Source organism: Pararhodobacter aggregans (genome assembly GCF_003075525.1).
GTDB lineage: Bacteria > Pseudomonadota > Alphaproteobacteria > Rhodobacterales > Rhodobacteraceae > Pararhodobacter > Pararhodobacter aggregans.
Genome location: NZ_QDDR01000003.1, coordinates 26,980 through 41,612, shown reverse-complemented (window position 1 = coordinate 41,612; position 14,633 = coordinate 26,980). Strand labels below are relative to the sequence as shown.

Below are 14,633 nucleotides of genomic sequence, written 5' to 3'. Positions count from 1 at the left end.
ACGCTGCGCCGATTCCTGACCCGGGCGCCCCTCCTCACCATGATCGGGCGCAAGGTCCGGTCAAAATCCTGCGCGCTGCGACACCGGGTCGCGCGCCGAATCGCCCGGATTCTGGCCGGTTTCGGTGACGCTTGCGCAAAACCGGGGCGCTCCGGGGTGGCGTTGGCGCGATGCCGGTTTAGGAACCCGGTGCAGGGTCCCGGATCAGATCCGGTGTTCGGTGACCGGCGGCTTCGACCGCAGGAAGGCCAGACTGTCCGCCAGATAGCCCGGCGGCAGGTCGCGTCCAATCACGACAATGCGCGTGGTGCGGTCGCCCTCGGGCCAATGCGACAGCGGCACCGGCGGGTGGAAGATGTGCTGCACGCCATGCAGGGCGAAGGGATGTTTCATCCCCTCGACATGCACCACGCCCTTCAGCCGCAGGATGTCGGCGGCGGCCGAGTTCATCAGGCTTTCCAGCCAGAGGTCGAAGACGATGGGCGAGATCGGCTCGTTGATCTCGATGGATTGCGAGGTGACGCGGCCGTCATGGCTGGGCCGCTGGCCGGCGCCGCTGGCGAAAAGCCCGTGCGACTGCCCGGCCGGGACGGTCTGCTTCAGCCCCGACAAGGGCGGCAGGCTGGCCTTCTTCGGCGCCGCCGCGACCCAGGCCAGCGCCTGCTGCGCGCTGCTCTCCTGCGTGGGCGACAGGCCGAACAGCAGCGCGGGGTCGATGCGCCCGTGATCGGCCTTGTGCCGTGGCGCGCCCGGGTTGATGGCGGCCAGACGCTGCTCGAAGGTCGCCAGCTGCGCCGCCGTCACCAGATCGGTCTTGGTCAGGATCAGCCGGTCGGCCATGGCCACCTGCTGCACCGCCTCGAAATTCTGGTCCAGCGTCCGCGCGCCCGTGGCCGCATCCGCCGTCACCAGCACCCCGTCGAGGGCGAAATCGTAGGACAGGTCCCCATCCATCACCAGGGTCTGCACGATGGGCGCCGGATCGGCGATCCCGGTCGTCTCGATCACCACCCGGTCGAAGGCGATCTCGCCCGCTTCCTTGCGCTCGCGCAGGTCGTTCAGCGTTTCGGCCAGATCGCCGCGCACGGTGCAGCACAGGCAGCCCGAGGCCATCAGCACCATCGTCTCGGTCGAACTTTCGATCAGGTCGTGATCCAGCCCGATCTCGCCGAATTCGTTGATGACCACCGCCGCCCGGTCCATGCCCGGATCCTTGAGCAGCGCGTTCAGAAGCGTGGTCTTGCCCGAGCCGAGGAAGCCGGTCAGCAGGGTCACGGGGATGGGGGCGGGCATGGCGGATCTCCGGTTTGACGCCCCTCACCTAGGGTCTGGGGCGCCGCTTGGCAATGCGCTCAGGCGCCCACGAACTCCGCCAGCAGCGTGTTGAAGGCCCGGGGCGTCTGCCGGAAGGGCGCGTGACCCGCCCCCTCGACCCTGAGCATCCCGTGCCGCCAGAGCGTCGGCGCCTCCAGCCCGTCGAAATAGCCATGCTGCAGGAAGGCATCCTCGGCCCCGTTCGCCACGGCGAAGGGCACGTCCATCCCCGCGACCACGGCGCGTTCGTCGATGAAGCCCTGCGTCATGGCCGAGGTGAACATGATCTCCCGCGCCCGCCCGTCGGTGCGTCGGACCATGGCCAGCAGATGCGGATCCACCTCGCCGCCGATGCCGCCGGTGTGCAGCGCATAGGCCAGCGCGTCCGCGTCGGTGAAATCGCGCTTGGCGGTCAGGTTCTCGGCCGCGGGGTCGATGTTGAAGGCCGACATGAAGCTCTCGACCGAGGGGGCGACCGGCGGCGTGCCCGAGATCATCAGCCCCGCCACCGGCGTGCCCCGGCCGATCATCTCCAGCGCCGCGTGGCCGCCCAAGGACCAGCCGAAGACCCAGGGCGCCCGGATCCCCAGCGCCGCCTGCACCGCCTCCAGCATCGCCGCATAGCCGGCGAAGGTATAGGCGGCCTCGGGCACCGGCGCGTCGGTCGAATGGCCATGGCCGGGCAGGTCCGGCGCGACCAACCGCAGGCCCTGCAGCGCGGGGGCGGCGAATTGCGGCGCGAAGACCTCCTTGCAGGCGGAATTGCCGTGCACCAGCAGCAGGACCGGGCCGTCGGCCTCGTTGTCCTGCACGGCGATGGTGCCGAAATCGGTCTCGATGGCGTGGGTTTTCATGGGCGGCGCTCCTGTGGCTCGCCGGCAGCCTAGCGCGCGGCCGGGCGGTCCGAAAGCCTCAGCGGATCACCAGCCGCAGCACGCCCCGCAGCACCAGCCGCCCCGCGCCGCGCCCCATCCGCGCGACCAGCGGCGCCAGCAGCGCCAGGGCCGAGGTCATCAGCGAGAAGATCCCGACCATCGCCGCCAGCAGCTCGTCCGAGAACCGCAGCCCCAGCCGCAGGAACCGCGACTTGCCCAGCATCTCCCAGGCGCCCAGCGTGCGCGGCCCCAGCGCCTCCGAGGCCCGGGCGACCCGCGCGGCATCGGCGGGCGTGTCGAGCCCACCCATCAGATGCAGCGCCTGCCGGGTGCCCAGCCGGGCGTTGAGCCGCCCCAGATCCTGCGCCACCTCGACCGCCGGGCGGATCACCGCCGGCCGCGCCAGCCCGGCCAGATCATCGGCCGAGCGCACGGCGGGCAGCCGCCCCCAGTCGATGCCGAAGGCCACGGCGCGGCGGAAGGGCGCGATCAGATCGGGCGCGAGCCGCCCCATCCGATGGGCGACGCGCAACAGGCCCGAGCCGACCTTCACCGCATAGGAGGTCCCGCCGGTGAAGACCACGAGCCCGGTCGCGGCGATGCCGACAAAGGCGATGCCGACATCGACCTGATCGACCGGCTCGCCAGCGGCGTAATGCGCCCCCTCGCGGGTCAGCGCCACCAGATCGCCCAGCACGGTGACATTGACGGCGATGCCGCAGGCCAGCGCGCCCGACAGCGTGCAATCGCGCAGGTCCCAGCTGCAGGCCAGGCAGTCGATGCCGCTGGCGATCCAGCCATTGTCCTCGGCATCGAGCGCCGCGCGCCGGTCCAGCAGCGGTTGGGGCAGGGCGATGCCTTGCGCCGTGGCCAGCTCGACCAGCGCTTCGATCACCACCCAGTCGCGGGGATCCTCGTCCAGCCGTGCCTCCAGCCGGGCGATCAACGCCTCGGGCGTCGCCTCGCGGGTCAGCGCCCGGTCATAGGCCACGGCCAGCTGCGATTCCGTCCGCGCGACGAAGGGCTCGAAAACCGGCATCGCCGCCAGATCCCGCAGCCACCAGCCGGTCCAGAGCAGTGAACACAGCGCCAGCAGCGCCAATATCCCCCGCTCCACCCGCCGTCGCCGACGCGCGCGCAGATCCAGCGGAGGCTTCCTGAACAGCGCCATGACCCGCCCAATGTGGGCGAGCCGGGGTCAACGCTCAACCCGGCCCCGTCATCTTTGTTCTGAAAATATCCTCGGGGGTTTCCAAAGGGGGTGGAAAACCCCCTTTGGCGAGGGGGTGCGGGGGGCTCCATCCGGCCGCGCCACGGGCGCGGCGTTCGCGGCTGAAACGCGCCACTGGCGCGTTTCCGAGACGCCGCTCACCCCCCCACTTTGGTCGCCCGAGGGAACCGAGGGCGAAGCCCCTCAATTGCCGTGGCTGTGGCCCATGCCGCCCATGGACCCGCCACCCATGGCACCCGGCATCCGCTCGTTGTCCACCGGCAGCTCGGCCGAGGCTTCGCTGCCATCCTCGAAGACGAAGGTCACCGCGACCATCTCGCCCTGGGTCAGCGGCGCGGTCAGGCCCATCAGCATCAGATGGTCGGCGCCGCGTTCCAGCGCATGGGTGCCGCCCGCCGGGATGGCGAAGCCTTCCTCGACCTCGATCATCCGGGCCACGCCATTGGCGTCGATCTGGTGGGTGTGCAGCTCGGCCCGGGCCGCGGCCCCGGTGCGGGCGCCGACCACGCGGCAGTCGGTGTCGCCGTTGTTCACCAGGGTCATGAACCCCGCGCCCGAGGTCGACATCGCGGTCGAGCTGCGGACATAGCCGCCCTCGACGGAGAAGCCGTCGCAGGCCAGCGCGGGCAGGGAAAGAAGGGCCGCCGGGGCGGCAAGAAGCAAGGTGCGGAACATGATCTGTCCTGTCTTTGAGGGTCTGAAAGCGAAGGGGTTTCAGACCGGGACCGGAGGGCCGCGGGTCAGGCTGTGGACCGGCGCCGGCGGCGCGGGGGTCGGCACATGCGGCAGGGCGTAGCGCACCGGGCTCAGCCTGCCCGGCGCTTCGGGCAGGCGGACCACGGTATCGGTCAGCGCCGCCAGCGCCGGCAGGCAATCGGGGCAGAGGATGACGGTCCCGCTGACCGGATCGCCGTTCTCGTCGATCGAGATCGTGGTCAGCCCGTAGCCCGTGCAGATCACCACCTCGCCTGCCGCCCGCGCCTGATGGCGGGCAGAGGCCATGGTCACCGAGCCCGAGATCAGGGTGGCGACCAGGCAGGTCAGGAACAGGGCGCGCAGGATCCGCATGGCGCCAATCTAGGGGCCGGGCCGGGCAAAGGCTAGTGCGACCAATCGCGCGGGATCATCGCCTTGATCCGCCCGGCATGGCCCGAGGGCGCGGCGCAGGCATCGGCGGTCAGGGCCCGGGCGGCGTCCATCAGCGCCCCGGGCTCGACCAGCCGGTCGACGAGGCCCCAGGCCAGCGCCTCTGCCGCCTCGACCCGGGCGCCGCCCATCAGGATCATCCGCGCCCGTCCGGGGCCGACCAGCGCCGCCAGCCGCGCCGGGTCCGAGGGTTGCGGCAGGAAGCCCAGCTTCATCACCGGATAGAAGAATTTCGCCCCCGGCACCGCCAGGCGGATGTCGCAGGCCAGCGCCATGCCGAAAGCCCCGCCTGCCAGCGTGCCGTTCAGCGCCGCGATGGTCAGGCAGGGGAGAGCGGCCATGGTGCCGGACAATTCCTCCCAGATCCCGTCGGTGGCCAGCCCCGCCCGCGCCTCGTCCAGATCGGCGCCCGCGGAAAAGACCTTGCCCGCGCCGGTCAGGATCACCGCCTGCTGGCGCGCGCCCGCGTCGCGCAGGTCGGCCACCAGCCGTTCCATCATCGCCCGGGTCAGCGAATTGGCCTTGTCCGGCCGGTCCAGCGTCAGGATGGTCAGCGCGCCCGCATCCTCGCGCCGGATCATCGCGTGAGCCCCAGACGGGCGCGGATCCCCTCGTCGCGCAAGGAAACCTCGGCGCCGCGGAACGCGTCCGCGTCGGCGGTGCACATCCAGAGCAGCGCCTCGGCCGGCCATTCGGGTGGCACATGCGCCTCCCAGTTCAGCTGGCTGACGGCGTTGATGCCCGAGCCCTTGATCGCCCGCTGCATGTCCGTGGCGACGGTCCCGGGCGAGAGCGAGAGCACGCGCACCCGCGACCCCGCCTCCAGATGCGCGGCGCGGGTCAGCATGATCGCCCCGGCTTTCGAGGCGCAATAGCCCGACCAGCCTTCGAGCGCGTTATAGGCCGCCCCCGAGCCGACGGTCAGGATGGTGCCGCCGCCCTGTTTCTGCATCACCGGCAGCGCCGCGTGCATGCCGTGAAACACGCCCTTGAGGTTGACGTCGATCTGCCGTCCCCAGGCCGTCACATCGGCCGAGGCGATCAGCGCGATCGGCTCGATGACACCGGCATTGTTGATCAGCACATCGAGCCGCCCGTGCAGCGCCACCATCCGCGCGACCGCCGCTTCGACCTGATCCGCCTCGGCCACGTCGCAGGGGATGAGCGTGGCGCCCGTCTCCTCGGCGACCCGGGCCAGCGCGTCCGAAGGGCGCCCGGCCAGCCCCAGCCTGGCCCCGGCGGCGGCGAAACGGCGCGCGGCGGCGGCGCCGATGCCGCGGCTTGCGCCGGTGACGAGGACCGAACGACCCCGGATCGCCGCCTCGCGCTCTGTGCTATGCTGCATCCTGTGCCTCCGTTTGCGGCCTTTGGTAGCGCGCAGATTCGTGCCTGACCATCCCTGTACACCGGCTTTTCACTTGACGCCCGGGGGGCGCACGCCAGAATTCGCGCCTGTTACGCCGCGAGGCTGAAAAGGAGTTCACCCGAAATGTCGTTCATCTCCCTCCGTCCTTCCGCCCGGAGCGCCACTCCCCGGTTTGTGGCGCCCGCCACGGCGATGGCGCTGTGCCTGGCGGCGATCCAGCCGGGCGCGGCCTTCGCCCTGACGGCCCCCGAAGCCTGGGCCAATCTGCAAAGCATGGCCGCGGGCGCCGGGCTCACCATGACCAGCACCGGCACGACCGGCACCGATGCCTCGGTGACCGTCAGCGGGCTGCGGATCTTCCCGACCGCCAACCCCAATGACCTTATCATCAGCATGGACACGCTCCGGGTCGAACCCCAGGGCGAGATGATCGCGCTGGCGCCCTCGGCGCAGGTGGATCTGGCGATCCTGTTCGCAGGCGGGCTGACGCGGCATTTCACCGTCACCCATGATGGCACCATCACCGGCAACCTGACCGAGACGAATGCGGCGCTGGATCTGGACTTCCCGAACCTGTCGCTGGTGCAGGTGCCGGGCAGCGTGACCCTGCCGGGCGGCAAGGGCGGCTCCGTGACCGACCCGCTCAGCGTCTCGATGCAGTTCCAGGCGCTGGACGCCAGCCTGCGCGCGGCGCGCGAAGGGGCGGCGGAAATCTCGCTGCAGGCGGCCAGTGTCGCCTATGACCTGACCTATCCCGATCCGGGCACCGAGGGCGTGACCATCAGCCAGGCGGGCTCGATCACCGCGCCCGCGATACGTTTCACCGGCACCGAACTGGACACGCTGTCGGATGACGAGGGCGCGATCCGCCGGGCCTTCGACAGCGGCTTCTCGGCCAGCCTCGAATTCACCTCCGGCGCGTCGGCGCAGACCTCGCGCCAGATGATCGAGGGGGTGGAAGTCGCCATGCAGACCCAGGGCGGCGCCAGCCAGCTGCGGCTCGACGCGGCGGACGGGCGGGTCGACATCACCGGCGACGCCGAGGGCGTGTCGATGAGCGGCCGCTACGGCCAGCTGCCGGGCTCGGTGACGCTGGGCGGCATGGACATGGCCTTCGGCTTCCCGCTGGTGGCAACGCCCGATGACCAGCCGCTGCGCTACATGATCTCGTTCCGCGACCTCGCGCCCTCGGCCGAGCTGCTGGCGATGGTCGGCGCGGGGCAATTCGCGGGCGAACCCGTGACGCTGACCGTGGATCTGGGCGCCCAGGGCCGGCTGACCCAGGAGATCGGCCCCGATTTCGGCGAGAGCGACGCGCCGCCCGTCGATGTGTCCAGCGTGTCGCTGAACGACCTGCGTCTGCAGGTCGGCGATTCGGCGCTGACCGGCTCGGGCGCGGTGGCGCTGATCGGCGGGCTGATGGGCCAGATCGGCCAGGCGCGGCCCAATGCCGACGGGCGGTTCCTGTTCGATCTGGTGGGCGGCGAGCGGCTGCTGACCCGGCTGCAGGGCATGGGTCTGGTGCCGCAGGACCAGCTGTTCTTCGTGCGGATGATGATGAACGGGCTGAGCCGGCCGGTGGGTGACGACCACCTGCAATCCGAGGTGGTGCTGCAGCCCGGCGGCGCGATCACGGTGAACGGCGCGCCGCTGCCGTTCTGAGCGGGGGATCGTAGGATGGGCAATATTGCCCATCCTACCCCGGCCCCGGGGCCGCCCCCGGCAAGCCCCTTGATTTGCGGCGCGGCGGGTGCTACCTGCCGCGCCATGTTCTTCGCATCGACCCTCAAGCGCACTATGAAAACCACCGCTCCGGCGGGGGTCCTTCGGGTGTGCGCGGTCGGTCGGCCGAACTGAACCCCGAAAGCCCCGCCGGAAACCGGACGGGGCGCGACACGGAAAACGGTCCCCGTCCTCTCTTGGAGAAGACGATGTCGACCGAAGTCCTTGATGCCCCCGCCCCCGTCCTGAACCGCCGCCTGCCGGCCCACCCCGTCGTCGCCATCGTCGGCGCGACCGGCGCGGTGGGCGTCGAACTCCTGGAAAGCCTGACCAGCCGCGATTTCCCGGTGGCCGAGCTGCGCCTCCTCGCCTCGGCCCGCTCGGCGGGCACGCGGCTGTCGTTCCGTGGCCGCGATCATGTCGTGCAGGAGCTGACCGAGGACAGCTTCCGCGGCGTCGATCTCGCGCTCTTCTCGGCCGGGGCCTCGATCTCGCGCAAATACGGGCCGATCGCCGTGGCGGCCGGGGCCATCGTCGTCGACAATTCCTCGGCCTTCCGCATGGCGCCCGAGGTGCCGCTGGTGGTGCCCGAGGTCAACGCCGCCGCCATGGCGGCGCATAGCGGCATCATCGCCAACCCGAATTGCGTGGCGGCGATCCTGACCGTGGCGCTGGCGCCGCTGGCGCAGGAGACGCGCATCCGGCGGCTGAACGTGGCGACCTATCAGGCCGCCTCCGGCGCCGGGGCCGCGGCGATGGAGGAGCTGCGTCAGGCGACCGCCGCCTATCTGGACGGCCAACCCTTCACGCCGAAGGTTCTGCCGCATCCCTATGCCTTCAACTTCTTCTCGCATAACGCGGCGGTCGATCCCGACAGCGGCTACAACGGCGAGGAAGAGAAAGTCGTGGCCGAAACCCGCCGCATCCTCGGCCGCCCCGACCTGCCGGTCGGCATCACCTGCATCCGCGTGCCGGTCTTGCGCGCGCATGGCATGGCGGTGAGCATCGAGTTCGACGCCCCCGTCTCGGTCGAGCGCGCCCGCCAGCTGCTGGGCGTGGCCCCGGGCCTGCGGCTGGTCGATGACCGCGTCGGCAACCATTTCCCGATGCCGGTCGAGGCCTCGGGCCAGGACGCCGTGCTGGTCGGCCGCATCCGCGAGGATCTGGGCGACCCCACGGGGAATTCGCTGGCGCTCTTCGTGGTGGGGGACCAGCTGCTGAAAGGCGCGGCGCTGAACGCGGTGCAGATCGCCGAGGCGCTGCTCTGAGGCGGGGCACCCGTAGGGTGGGATTTCATCCCACCTGACCGGGCCCGGTGCGTGCAAGCACGCACCCTACCGCCGGGAAGAGGCCGCCTTTCCGGTGCAGAGGCGCAGGCCTGGCAAGCAGACCCTGCGCCCGTAGGGTGCGTGCTTGCACGCACCGCTCGTCAAACGCCAAGGGCCCCGGCATCGCTGCCGGGGCCCCGCATCTTTCAGACAGAACCGATCACTCGGCGCTGTCGTCTTTCTTCTCGGCGATCTCTTCGCCGGTTTCCTGGTCGACCATCTTCATCGCCAGGCGGACCTTGCCGCGATCGTCGAAGCCCAAGAGCTTGACCTTCACTTCCTGGCCTTCCTTCAGCAGGTCGGACGGGTGGTTCAGGCGCTTGTTGGCGATCTGGGACACGTGGACCAGACCGTCGCGCTTGCCGAAGAAGTTCACGAAGGCGCCGAAATCGACGATCTTCACCACGGTGCCGGTGTAGATCTGGCCGACTTCCGGCTCTGCCACGATCGAATAGATCATGTCATAGGCCTTCTTGATCGCCGCCTGGTCGTTCGAGGCGATCTTGATCGTGCCGTCGTCGTTGATGTCGACCTTGGCGCCCGAGACTTCGACGATCTCGCGGATCACCTTGCCGCCCGAGCCGATCACTTCGCGGATCTTGTCGGTCGGGATGGTCATCGTCTCGATCTTCGGCGCGTATTGGCTGAAGGCATTGGCCGAGGTCAGCGATTTCGCCATCTCGCCCAGGATGTGCATCCGGCCGTCCTTGGCTTGCGCCAGGGCCTGCTCCATGATCTCGAAGGTGATCCCCGAAACCTTGATGTCCATCTGCAGCGAGGTGATGCCATTCTCGGTGCCCGCGACCTTGAAGTCCATGTCGCCGAGGTGATCCTCGTCGCCCAGGATGTCGGTCAGCACGGCGAAGCGGCCGTCGTCTTCCAGGATCAGGCCCATGGCCACACCGGCGACCGGCGCCTTCAGCGGCACGCCCGCGTCCATCATCGACAGCGAGCCGCCGCAGACGGTGGCCATCGAGCTGGAGCCGTTCGATTCGGTGATCTCGGAGACCATGCGGATCGTGTAGGGGAAGTCGGTGGCGGCGGGCAGGACGGCCTGCAGCGCGCGCCAGGCGAGTTTCCCGTGACCGATCTCACGGCGGCCCGGGCTGCCCATGCGGCCCACTTCGCCGACCGAATAGGGCGGGAAGTTGTAGTGCAGCAGGAAGTTGGCCTTGTAGGTGCCGGTCAGCGCGTCGACGAATTGCTCGTCATCGCCGGTGCCGAGCGTCGCCACGCAGAGCGATTGCGTCTCGCCCCGGGTGAACAACGCCGAGCCATGCGTCCGCGGCAGGACCGAGGTTTCGCAGGTGATCGGGCGGATGTCGGTGGTCGAGCGGCCGTCGATGCGGGGCGCGCCGTTGATGACGTCGCCGCGCAGGATCGAGGCTTCCAGCTTCTTCATCGCGGTGTCGAGCTGCGGGTCGGCCAGCTCGGCCTCGTTCAGCTGCGCCTTGATGGCGGCGCGGGCTTCCGAGATCGCGTTGACGCGGTCCTGCTTGTCCTTGATGGCGAAGGCGGCGCGCATCTGCGTCTCGCCCAGCGCCTTGATCCGCGACAGGATCGCCGAATAGTCGGGCGCGTCGAAGTCGAAGGGCTCTTTCGCGCATTCCTCGGCGAAGTCGATGATCAGGCCGATGACCGGCTGGATCGACTCGTGGGCGAATTTCACGGCGCCCAGCATCTCGGCTTCCGACAGCTCATAGGCTTCGGATTCGACCATCATCACCGCGTCGGCGGTGCCGGCCACGACCAGGTCCAGACGCTGTTCGGGGTTGTCCCGCAGCTTGACCATGTCGTCGCAATCGGGGTTCAGCACATACTCGCCATTGGCGAAACCGACGCGCGCGGCGGCGATCGGGCCCATGAAGGGCACGCCCGAGATGGTCAGCGCGGCCGAGGCGGCGATCATCGCCAGCACGTCGGGTTCGTTGACCAGATCGTGCGACAGCACGGTGCAGACGACCAGCACTTCGTTGCGGAAGCCTTCGACGAACAGCGGGCGGATCGGGCGGTCGATCAGGCGCGAGGTCAGCGTCTCTTTTTCCGAGGGACGGCCTTCACGCTTGAAGAACCCGCCGGGGATCTTGCCCGCGGCGTAGGTGCGTTCCTGGTAATGGACGGTCAGCGGGAAAAAGTCCTGACCGGGCTTCGCCGCCTTGGCGAAGGTCACGTTGGCCATGACCGAGGTGTCGCCCAGCGTGGCGATGACCGAGCCGTCGGCCTGGCGGGCAACGCGGCCCGATTCCAGCGTGAGCGTCTCTTGGCCCCACTGGATGGATTTCTTGGTGATATTGAACATTCAGTTTCCTCTGGGAGCGCTCCCGGCCCCTGCCGGGTCTCCCGTGTCTATGGCGGCCCCATTGCCGCCGACCCCTATCCTTCGCATCACGCCGGGGTCACAGCGTCACGTCACAGATGCTGCGGGGCCATACAGGAAAAATGGCTGCGGGGGAAGGGGGAGGCCGCGGCAGTCGGCCGCGCGGGCGACAGCCCGCGCAGCGCGGCGCCCCTTTCCCCGCTGGTGTCGGTCGGATTGCGTCCGGCGATCTATTCCGGGTAGCGCCGCTGCGCGGTGGCCGTGCCCAGCACCTGCCGCCCCTGACGGGCGGTCGCCGTCCATTGATAGGTATGCACGCCATTGGGCGGGCAGGGGCTGCGATAGGTGAAGATCCCCGGCGGCAGGGTGCCCGACTGGCTCAGCCGCAGGGTCGCACCGCCGTGATTGTATTGCGGAACGTCGAGATCGACGAGCCGCAGTTCGACCGTGTCAGTGCCCGCGGGCAGGTTGCGGATCGTGAACTGGGGGTTCGGGACGGTGTTGGGATTGCCCGAGGTGCAGCGGGGAATATTGCCCCATTGAAAGGCGAGACTGAATTGGGCCTGGGCTGCGGTCGCGCCGGCCAGAAGGGCGGCCGCAACGAAAAACGTAAACCGGATCATGACGTTCTCCCCTACTTTTTACAGTGAAATGCGCCGTCGTCTGGTCGTTCCGCAGGCGCCGGGGAAGTGTGGGGTCACCTGTCCGAGGGGTCAAGGAAAGATCCGGGCGGCCGGTCGGGGCTCCGGCATCCGCGCCTCAATGGGCCAGCGCGCTCAGCGGGAGGGTGATGACATGGCGCAGCGTGCTGTCGTCGTGGCAGGTGTCGACCCTGCCGCCCAGCTGGCCCTGCAGGGTCAGGCCGATCAGCTGCGTGCCGAACCCGGCCGGAGCCGCGGCTGCGGCGACGGCCTCGACCCCGCATTCGGCCCAGGTCAGGCGCAGATCCTCGTCGCCGATCACCCAGTCGATGCTCAGCCTCGCCCCGGGTGTGTCATCCGACAGGGCGCCGTATTTCGCGGCATTGGTGGCCAGTTCGTGAAAGGCCAGTGTCAATGCCGTGGTGGCCCGGGCGCCGATGGTCAGATCCCCGCCCTGTATTTGCCAGGCCTGCCCCTCGGAATCCCAGGGCGCCAGCAGCGTGCCGATCAGGGCGCGCAGCGTGGTCCCGGCTTCGGCCGGTTGATTGGCGTGGATGGCGGGGGCGATCAGCGCATGGGCCCGCGACAGCGCCTGCAGGCGATCCGACAGCGCGCTGGCGCTTTCGCCGGTGGCGCGGCTCATGCGGACGATGCCGCCCACCACCGAGAACAGGTTCTTCACCCGGTGGTTCAGCTCCTGGATCAGCAATTGCCGCTCGACCACCACGCGTCGCAGGGCGATCTCGGTCTCGACGATGGTGGCGAGGTCGGTCAGGTCGGCCAGATCCCGCTCGGTCCACTCGCGCGGTTCATGGTCGATGGCGCAGAGCGAGCCCAGGACCTGCCCCTCGCCATCGCGCACAGGCACGCCCAGATAGGCGATGACCTGCAGGTCCGGCACCGCGCCGTTGCTGGCCAGCAGCGGATGCACACGGGCGTCGCTGACCGCCAGCGGCGCGCCCCGGCTGACCACATATTGGCAGAAGGAATGCGACAGCGGCGTGCCGGTCAGCCCCTCGTCCAGCCCGACCGAGGATTTGAAGAACTGCCGCTTCGAATCGACCACCGAAAGCAGCGCGATCGGCGTTCCCAGAATGCGCGAGGCCAGCCGCGAGGCCCGGTCGAACACCACTTCGGCCCCGGAATCCATCAGCTGGCTCCGGGTTAGGGCGTCGAGCCGCTCTCTGCCGGCGAGCCGTTCGGCATGGTCGGCGGGTTCAACATTCGGAAACGGCTGCGGAGCCGGGCGGAGAAGGTCGTCGATGGCAGATCTCGGGATAGGGCGCGCCCCATACGCGCTGACCAGAGGAATATAGCCTGCCTGCCGCGCAGGGAAAGAGCCAAGCGTCAGCCTAGGTGAATTGTCGCCTGCGGATAACGGATGCGGGGCGTGGTGCGGGTGGCCAGGAAGAAGCCCAGCGTCAGCGGTCCGACCCGGCCCAGGAACATGATCGCCACGATCACCGTCCGGCCGACCTCGTTCAGCTCGCCGGTGATGCCGCGACTCAGGCCCACGGTGCCGAAGGCCGAGGAGACCTCGAAGGCGATGTCGAGGAACTGGCCGTCATGGGCCACGGTCATGATGAAGACGCCGATGAAGACGATCAGCACCGAGATCGCCGTCAGCGCCATGACCTTGAGCACCTGCTCCAGCCCGATGGAGCGGCCGAAGGCATGCAGCTGTGTCTGACGGCGGAAGAAGGCGACGGTGGCCAGCAGCATGACGACGAAGGTCGTCACCTTGATCCCGCCCGCGGTCGAGGCCGGGCCGCCGCCGATCAGCATCAGCGAGATGAACATGACCGAGGTGTCGTCGTGCAACTGGCCGATATCGACGGTGTTGAAACCCGCGGTCCGGGTGGTCACGCCCTGAAACCAGCTGACCACCAGCCGGGCGATGGTGCTGTCATACTGGCCCAGCGTGCCGGGGTTGTTCCATTCCAGCGCGGCAAAGCCCAGCACCGACCAGGGGATCAGGATGCCGGTCCCCAGCAGCATGATCTTGGTGTGCAGGCTCCAGGCCTGCGGCGGGCGGCCGCCGGTCACGTCCCTCATGACCACGAAGCCGATGCCGCCGATGATGAACAGCGCCGGGATCACGCTGTTGACCACCGGGTCGGTGGCATAGCCGATCAGCCCGTCCGGGAAGGTGGAAAATCCGGCGTTGTTGAAGGCGGAGATGGAGTGGAAGACGGCCGCCCACATCCCCTCGGCCAGCCCCAGCCGCGGCACGAAGGTCAGCGCCAGGAGCAGCGCGCCCGCCACCTCGCAGACCAGCACCACGCGCAGGACGGTCCCGGCCAGCCCCAGCAGCCGGTGCATGGAATGGTGGTTCAGGTCCTCGCGCAGGAAGACCTGCCCGGTGATGCCCAAAGGCATGCCCAGCGCGGCCAGGATCAGCACCGCGAAGGTCATCAGCCCCAGCCCGCCCAGCTGGATCAGGAAGGCCACCACGAATTCGCCGAACCAGGTCAGCTGGGCGCCCACGTCGAACACCACGAGCCCCGTCACCGTCACCGCCGAGGTGGCGGTGAAGATCGCATCCGACCAGGTGAGAGCGCCCGTATGCGCGAGCGGCAGTTTCAGCGCCATCGCGCCCAGGGCGATCAGCACCGCATAGAGCAGGGCCAGGATGGCGGGCGGCGGGATCTGGCGCAGCCGGCCGCCCAGCTTCCGCAGCCGGCGGCGCAATC

At 69.3% G+C, this 14,633-nt stretch carries 13 protein-coding genes; 2 read left to right on the top strand and 11 right to left on the bottom strand.

Going from position 1 to position 14,633, the window contains the following annotated elements; genetic code table 11:
- Positions 1-204: 204 nt before the first annotated feature.
- The 7 genes from DDE23_RS07145 to DDE23_RS07115 all read right to left on the bottom strand — a co-directional run bounded on the left by DDE23_RS07145 (position 205) and on the right by DDE23_RS07115 (position 5,911).
- Complete coding sequence (locus DDE23_RS07145; protein ID WP_107751285.1) at positions 205-1,293, bottom strand: CobW family GTP-binding protein; 1,089 nt, start codon at positions 1,291-1,293, stop codon at positions 205-207.
- A 59-nt stretch (positions 1,294-1,352) separates the two neighbouring features.
- A complete protein-coding gene (locus DDE23_RS07140) occupies positions 1,353-2,168 on the bottom strand; it encodes an alpha/beta fold hydrolase (RefSeq protein ID WP_107751284.1) in 816 nt (271 codons plus the stop codon).
- Positions 2,169-2,226: 58 nt separating this feature from the next.
- The gene (locus DDE23_RS07135) at positions 2,227-3,360 is read right to left on the bottom strand and encodes a hypothetical protein (RefSeq protein ID WP_133239529.1); all 1,134 of its coding nucleotides are present in this window, start codon (positions 3,358-3,360) and stop codon (positions 2,227-2,229) included.
- A gap of 243 nt (positions 3,361-3,603) precedes the next feature.
- The gene (locus DDE23_RS07130; protein ID WP_107751282.1) at positions 3,604-4,095 is read right to left on the bottom strand and encodes a copper chaperone PCu(A)C; all 492 of its coding nucleotides are present in this window, start codon (positions 4,093-4,095) and stop codon (positions 3,604-3,606) included.
- Positions 4,096-4,134: 39 nt separating this feature from the next.
- The gene (locus DDE23_RS07125; RefSeq protein WP_107751281.1) at positions 4,135-4,488 is read right to left on the bottom strand and encodes a hypothetical protein; all 354 of its coding nucleotides are present in this window, start codon (positions 4,486-4,488) and stop codon (positions 4,135-4,137) included.
- A 32-nt stretch (positions 4,489-4,520) separates the two neighbouring features.
- Positions 4,521-5,147, bottom strand: coding sequence for an enoyl-CoA hydratase/isomerase family protein (locus DDE23_RS07120; protein WP_107751280.1), 627 nt, complete (start codon positions 5,145-5,147; stop codon positions 4,521-4,523).
- A complete protein-coding gene (locus DDE23_RS07115) occupies positions 5,144-5,911 on the bottom strand; it encodes an SDR family oxidoreductase (protein ID WP_107751279.1) in 768 nt (255 codons plus the stop codon). Before DDE23_RS07115 ends, DDE23_RS07120 begins: the two co-directional genes overlap by 4 nt.
- 144 nt (positions 5,912-6,055) lie before the next feature.
- On the opposite strand from DDE23_RS07115, the gene DDE23_RS07110 reads away from it, so the two are divergent.
- Both DDE23_RS07110 and DDE23_RS07105 read left to right on the top strand, forming a co-directional pair.
- A complete protein-coding gene (locus tag DDE23_RS07110; RefSeq protein ID WP_133239528.1) occupies positions 6,056-7,594 on the top strand; it encodes a hypothetical protein in 1,539 nt (512 codons plus the stop codon).
- 269 nt (positions 7,595-7,863) lie between these two features.
- Positions 7,864-8,922: an aspartate-semialdehyde dehydrogenase gene (locus DDE23_RS07105; protein ID WP_107751277.1), complete on the top strand. Its 1,059-nt coding sequence runs from the start codon at positions 7,864-7,866 to the stop codon at positions 8,920-8,922.
- A gap of 220 nt (positions 8,923-9,142) precedes the next feature.
- On the opposite strand, the gene pnp is transcribed toward DDE23_RS07105, so the two are convergent.
- From pnp to DDE23_RS07085, 4 genes are all read right to left on the bottom strand, one after another.
- Positions 9,143-11,281, bottom strand: a complete 2,139-nt coding sequence (gene pnp, locus DDE23_RS07100) for a polyribonucleotide nucleotidyltransferase (protein ID WP_107751276.1) — start codon at positions 11,279-11,281, stop codon at positions 9,143-9,145.
- A gap of 248 nt (positions 11,282-11,529) precedes the next feature.
- Entirely contained in the window at positions 11,530-11,922 is a 393-nt protein-coding gene (locus DDE23_RS07095) for a YbhB/YbcL family Raf kinase inhibitor-like protein (protein WP_107751275.1), read from the bottom strand.
- A 136-nt stretch (positions 11,923-12,058) separates the two neighbouring features.
- Complete coding sequence (locus DDE23_RS07090; RefSeq protein ID WP_107751274.1) at positions 12,059-13,090, bottom strand: GAF domain-containing protein; 1,032 nt, start codon at positions 13,088-13,090, stop codon at positions 12,059-12,061.
- Positions 13,091-13,287: 197 nt separating this feature from the next.
- Positions 13,288-14,631 (bottom strand): TrkH family potassium uptake protein, encoded by a 1,344-nt coding sequence (locus DDE23_RS07085; protein ID WP_238149938.1) that lies wholly within the window; start codon positions 14,629-14,631, stop codon positions 13,288-13,290.
- Positions 14,632-14,633 lie beyond the last annotated feature (2 nt).

Bases quoted from the DNA above. Each gene is read 5' to 3' on its own strand.
- DDE23_RS07145 (WP_107751285.1), bottom strand. From the start codon at position 1,293: ATGCCCGCCCCCATCCCCGTGACCCTGCTGACCGGCTTCCTCGGCTCG.
- DDE23_RS07140 (WP_107751284.1), bottom strand. From the start codon at position 2,168: ATGAAAACCCACGCCATCGAGACCGATTTCGGCACCATCGCCGTGCAG.
- DDE23_RS07135 (WP_133239529.1), bottom strand. From the start codon at position 3,360: ATGGCGCTGTTCAGGAAGCCTCCGCTGGATCTGCGCGCGCGTCGGCGA.
- DDE23_RS07130 (WP_107751282.1), bottom strand. From the start codon at position 4,095: ATGTTCCGCACCTTGCTTCTTGCCGCCCCGGCGGCCCTTCTTTCCCTG.
- DDE23_RS07125 (WP_107751281.1), bottom strand. From the start codon at position 4,488: ATGCGGATCCTGCGCGCCCTGTTCCTGACCTGCCTGGTCGCCACCCTG.
- DDE23_RS07120 (WP_107751280.1), bottom strand. From the start codon at position 5,147: ATGATCCGGCGCGAGGATGCGGGCGCGCTGACCATCCTGACGCTGGAC.
- DDE23_RS07115 (WP_107751279.1), bottom strand. From the start codon at position 5,911: ATGCAGCATAGCACAGAGCGCGAGGCGGCGATCCGGGGTCGTTCGGTC.
- DDE23_RS07110 (WP_133239528.1), top strand. From the start codon at position 6,056: ATGTCGTTCATCTCCCTCCGTCCTTCCGCCCGGAGCGCCACTCCCCGG.
- DDE23_RS07105 (WP_107751277.1), top strand. From the start codon at position 7,864: ATGTCGACCGAAGTCCTTGATGCCCCCGCCCCCGTCCTGAACCGCCGC.
- pnp (WP_107751276.1), bottom strand. From the start codon at position 11,281: ATGTTCAATATCACCAAGAAATCCATCCAGTGGGGCCAAGAGACGCTC.
- DDE23_RS07095 (WP_107751275.1), bottom strand. From the start codon at position 11,922: ATGATCCGGTTTACGTTTTTCGTTGCGGCCGCCCTTCTGGCCGGCGCG.
- DDE23_RS07090 (WP_107751274.1), bottom strand. From the start codon at position 13,090: ATGGATTCCGGGGCCGAAGTGGTGTTCGACCGGGCCTCGCGGCTGGCC.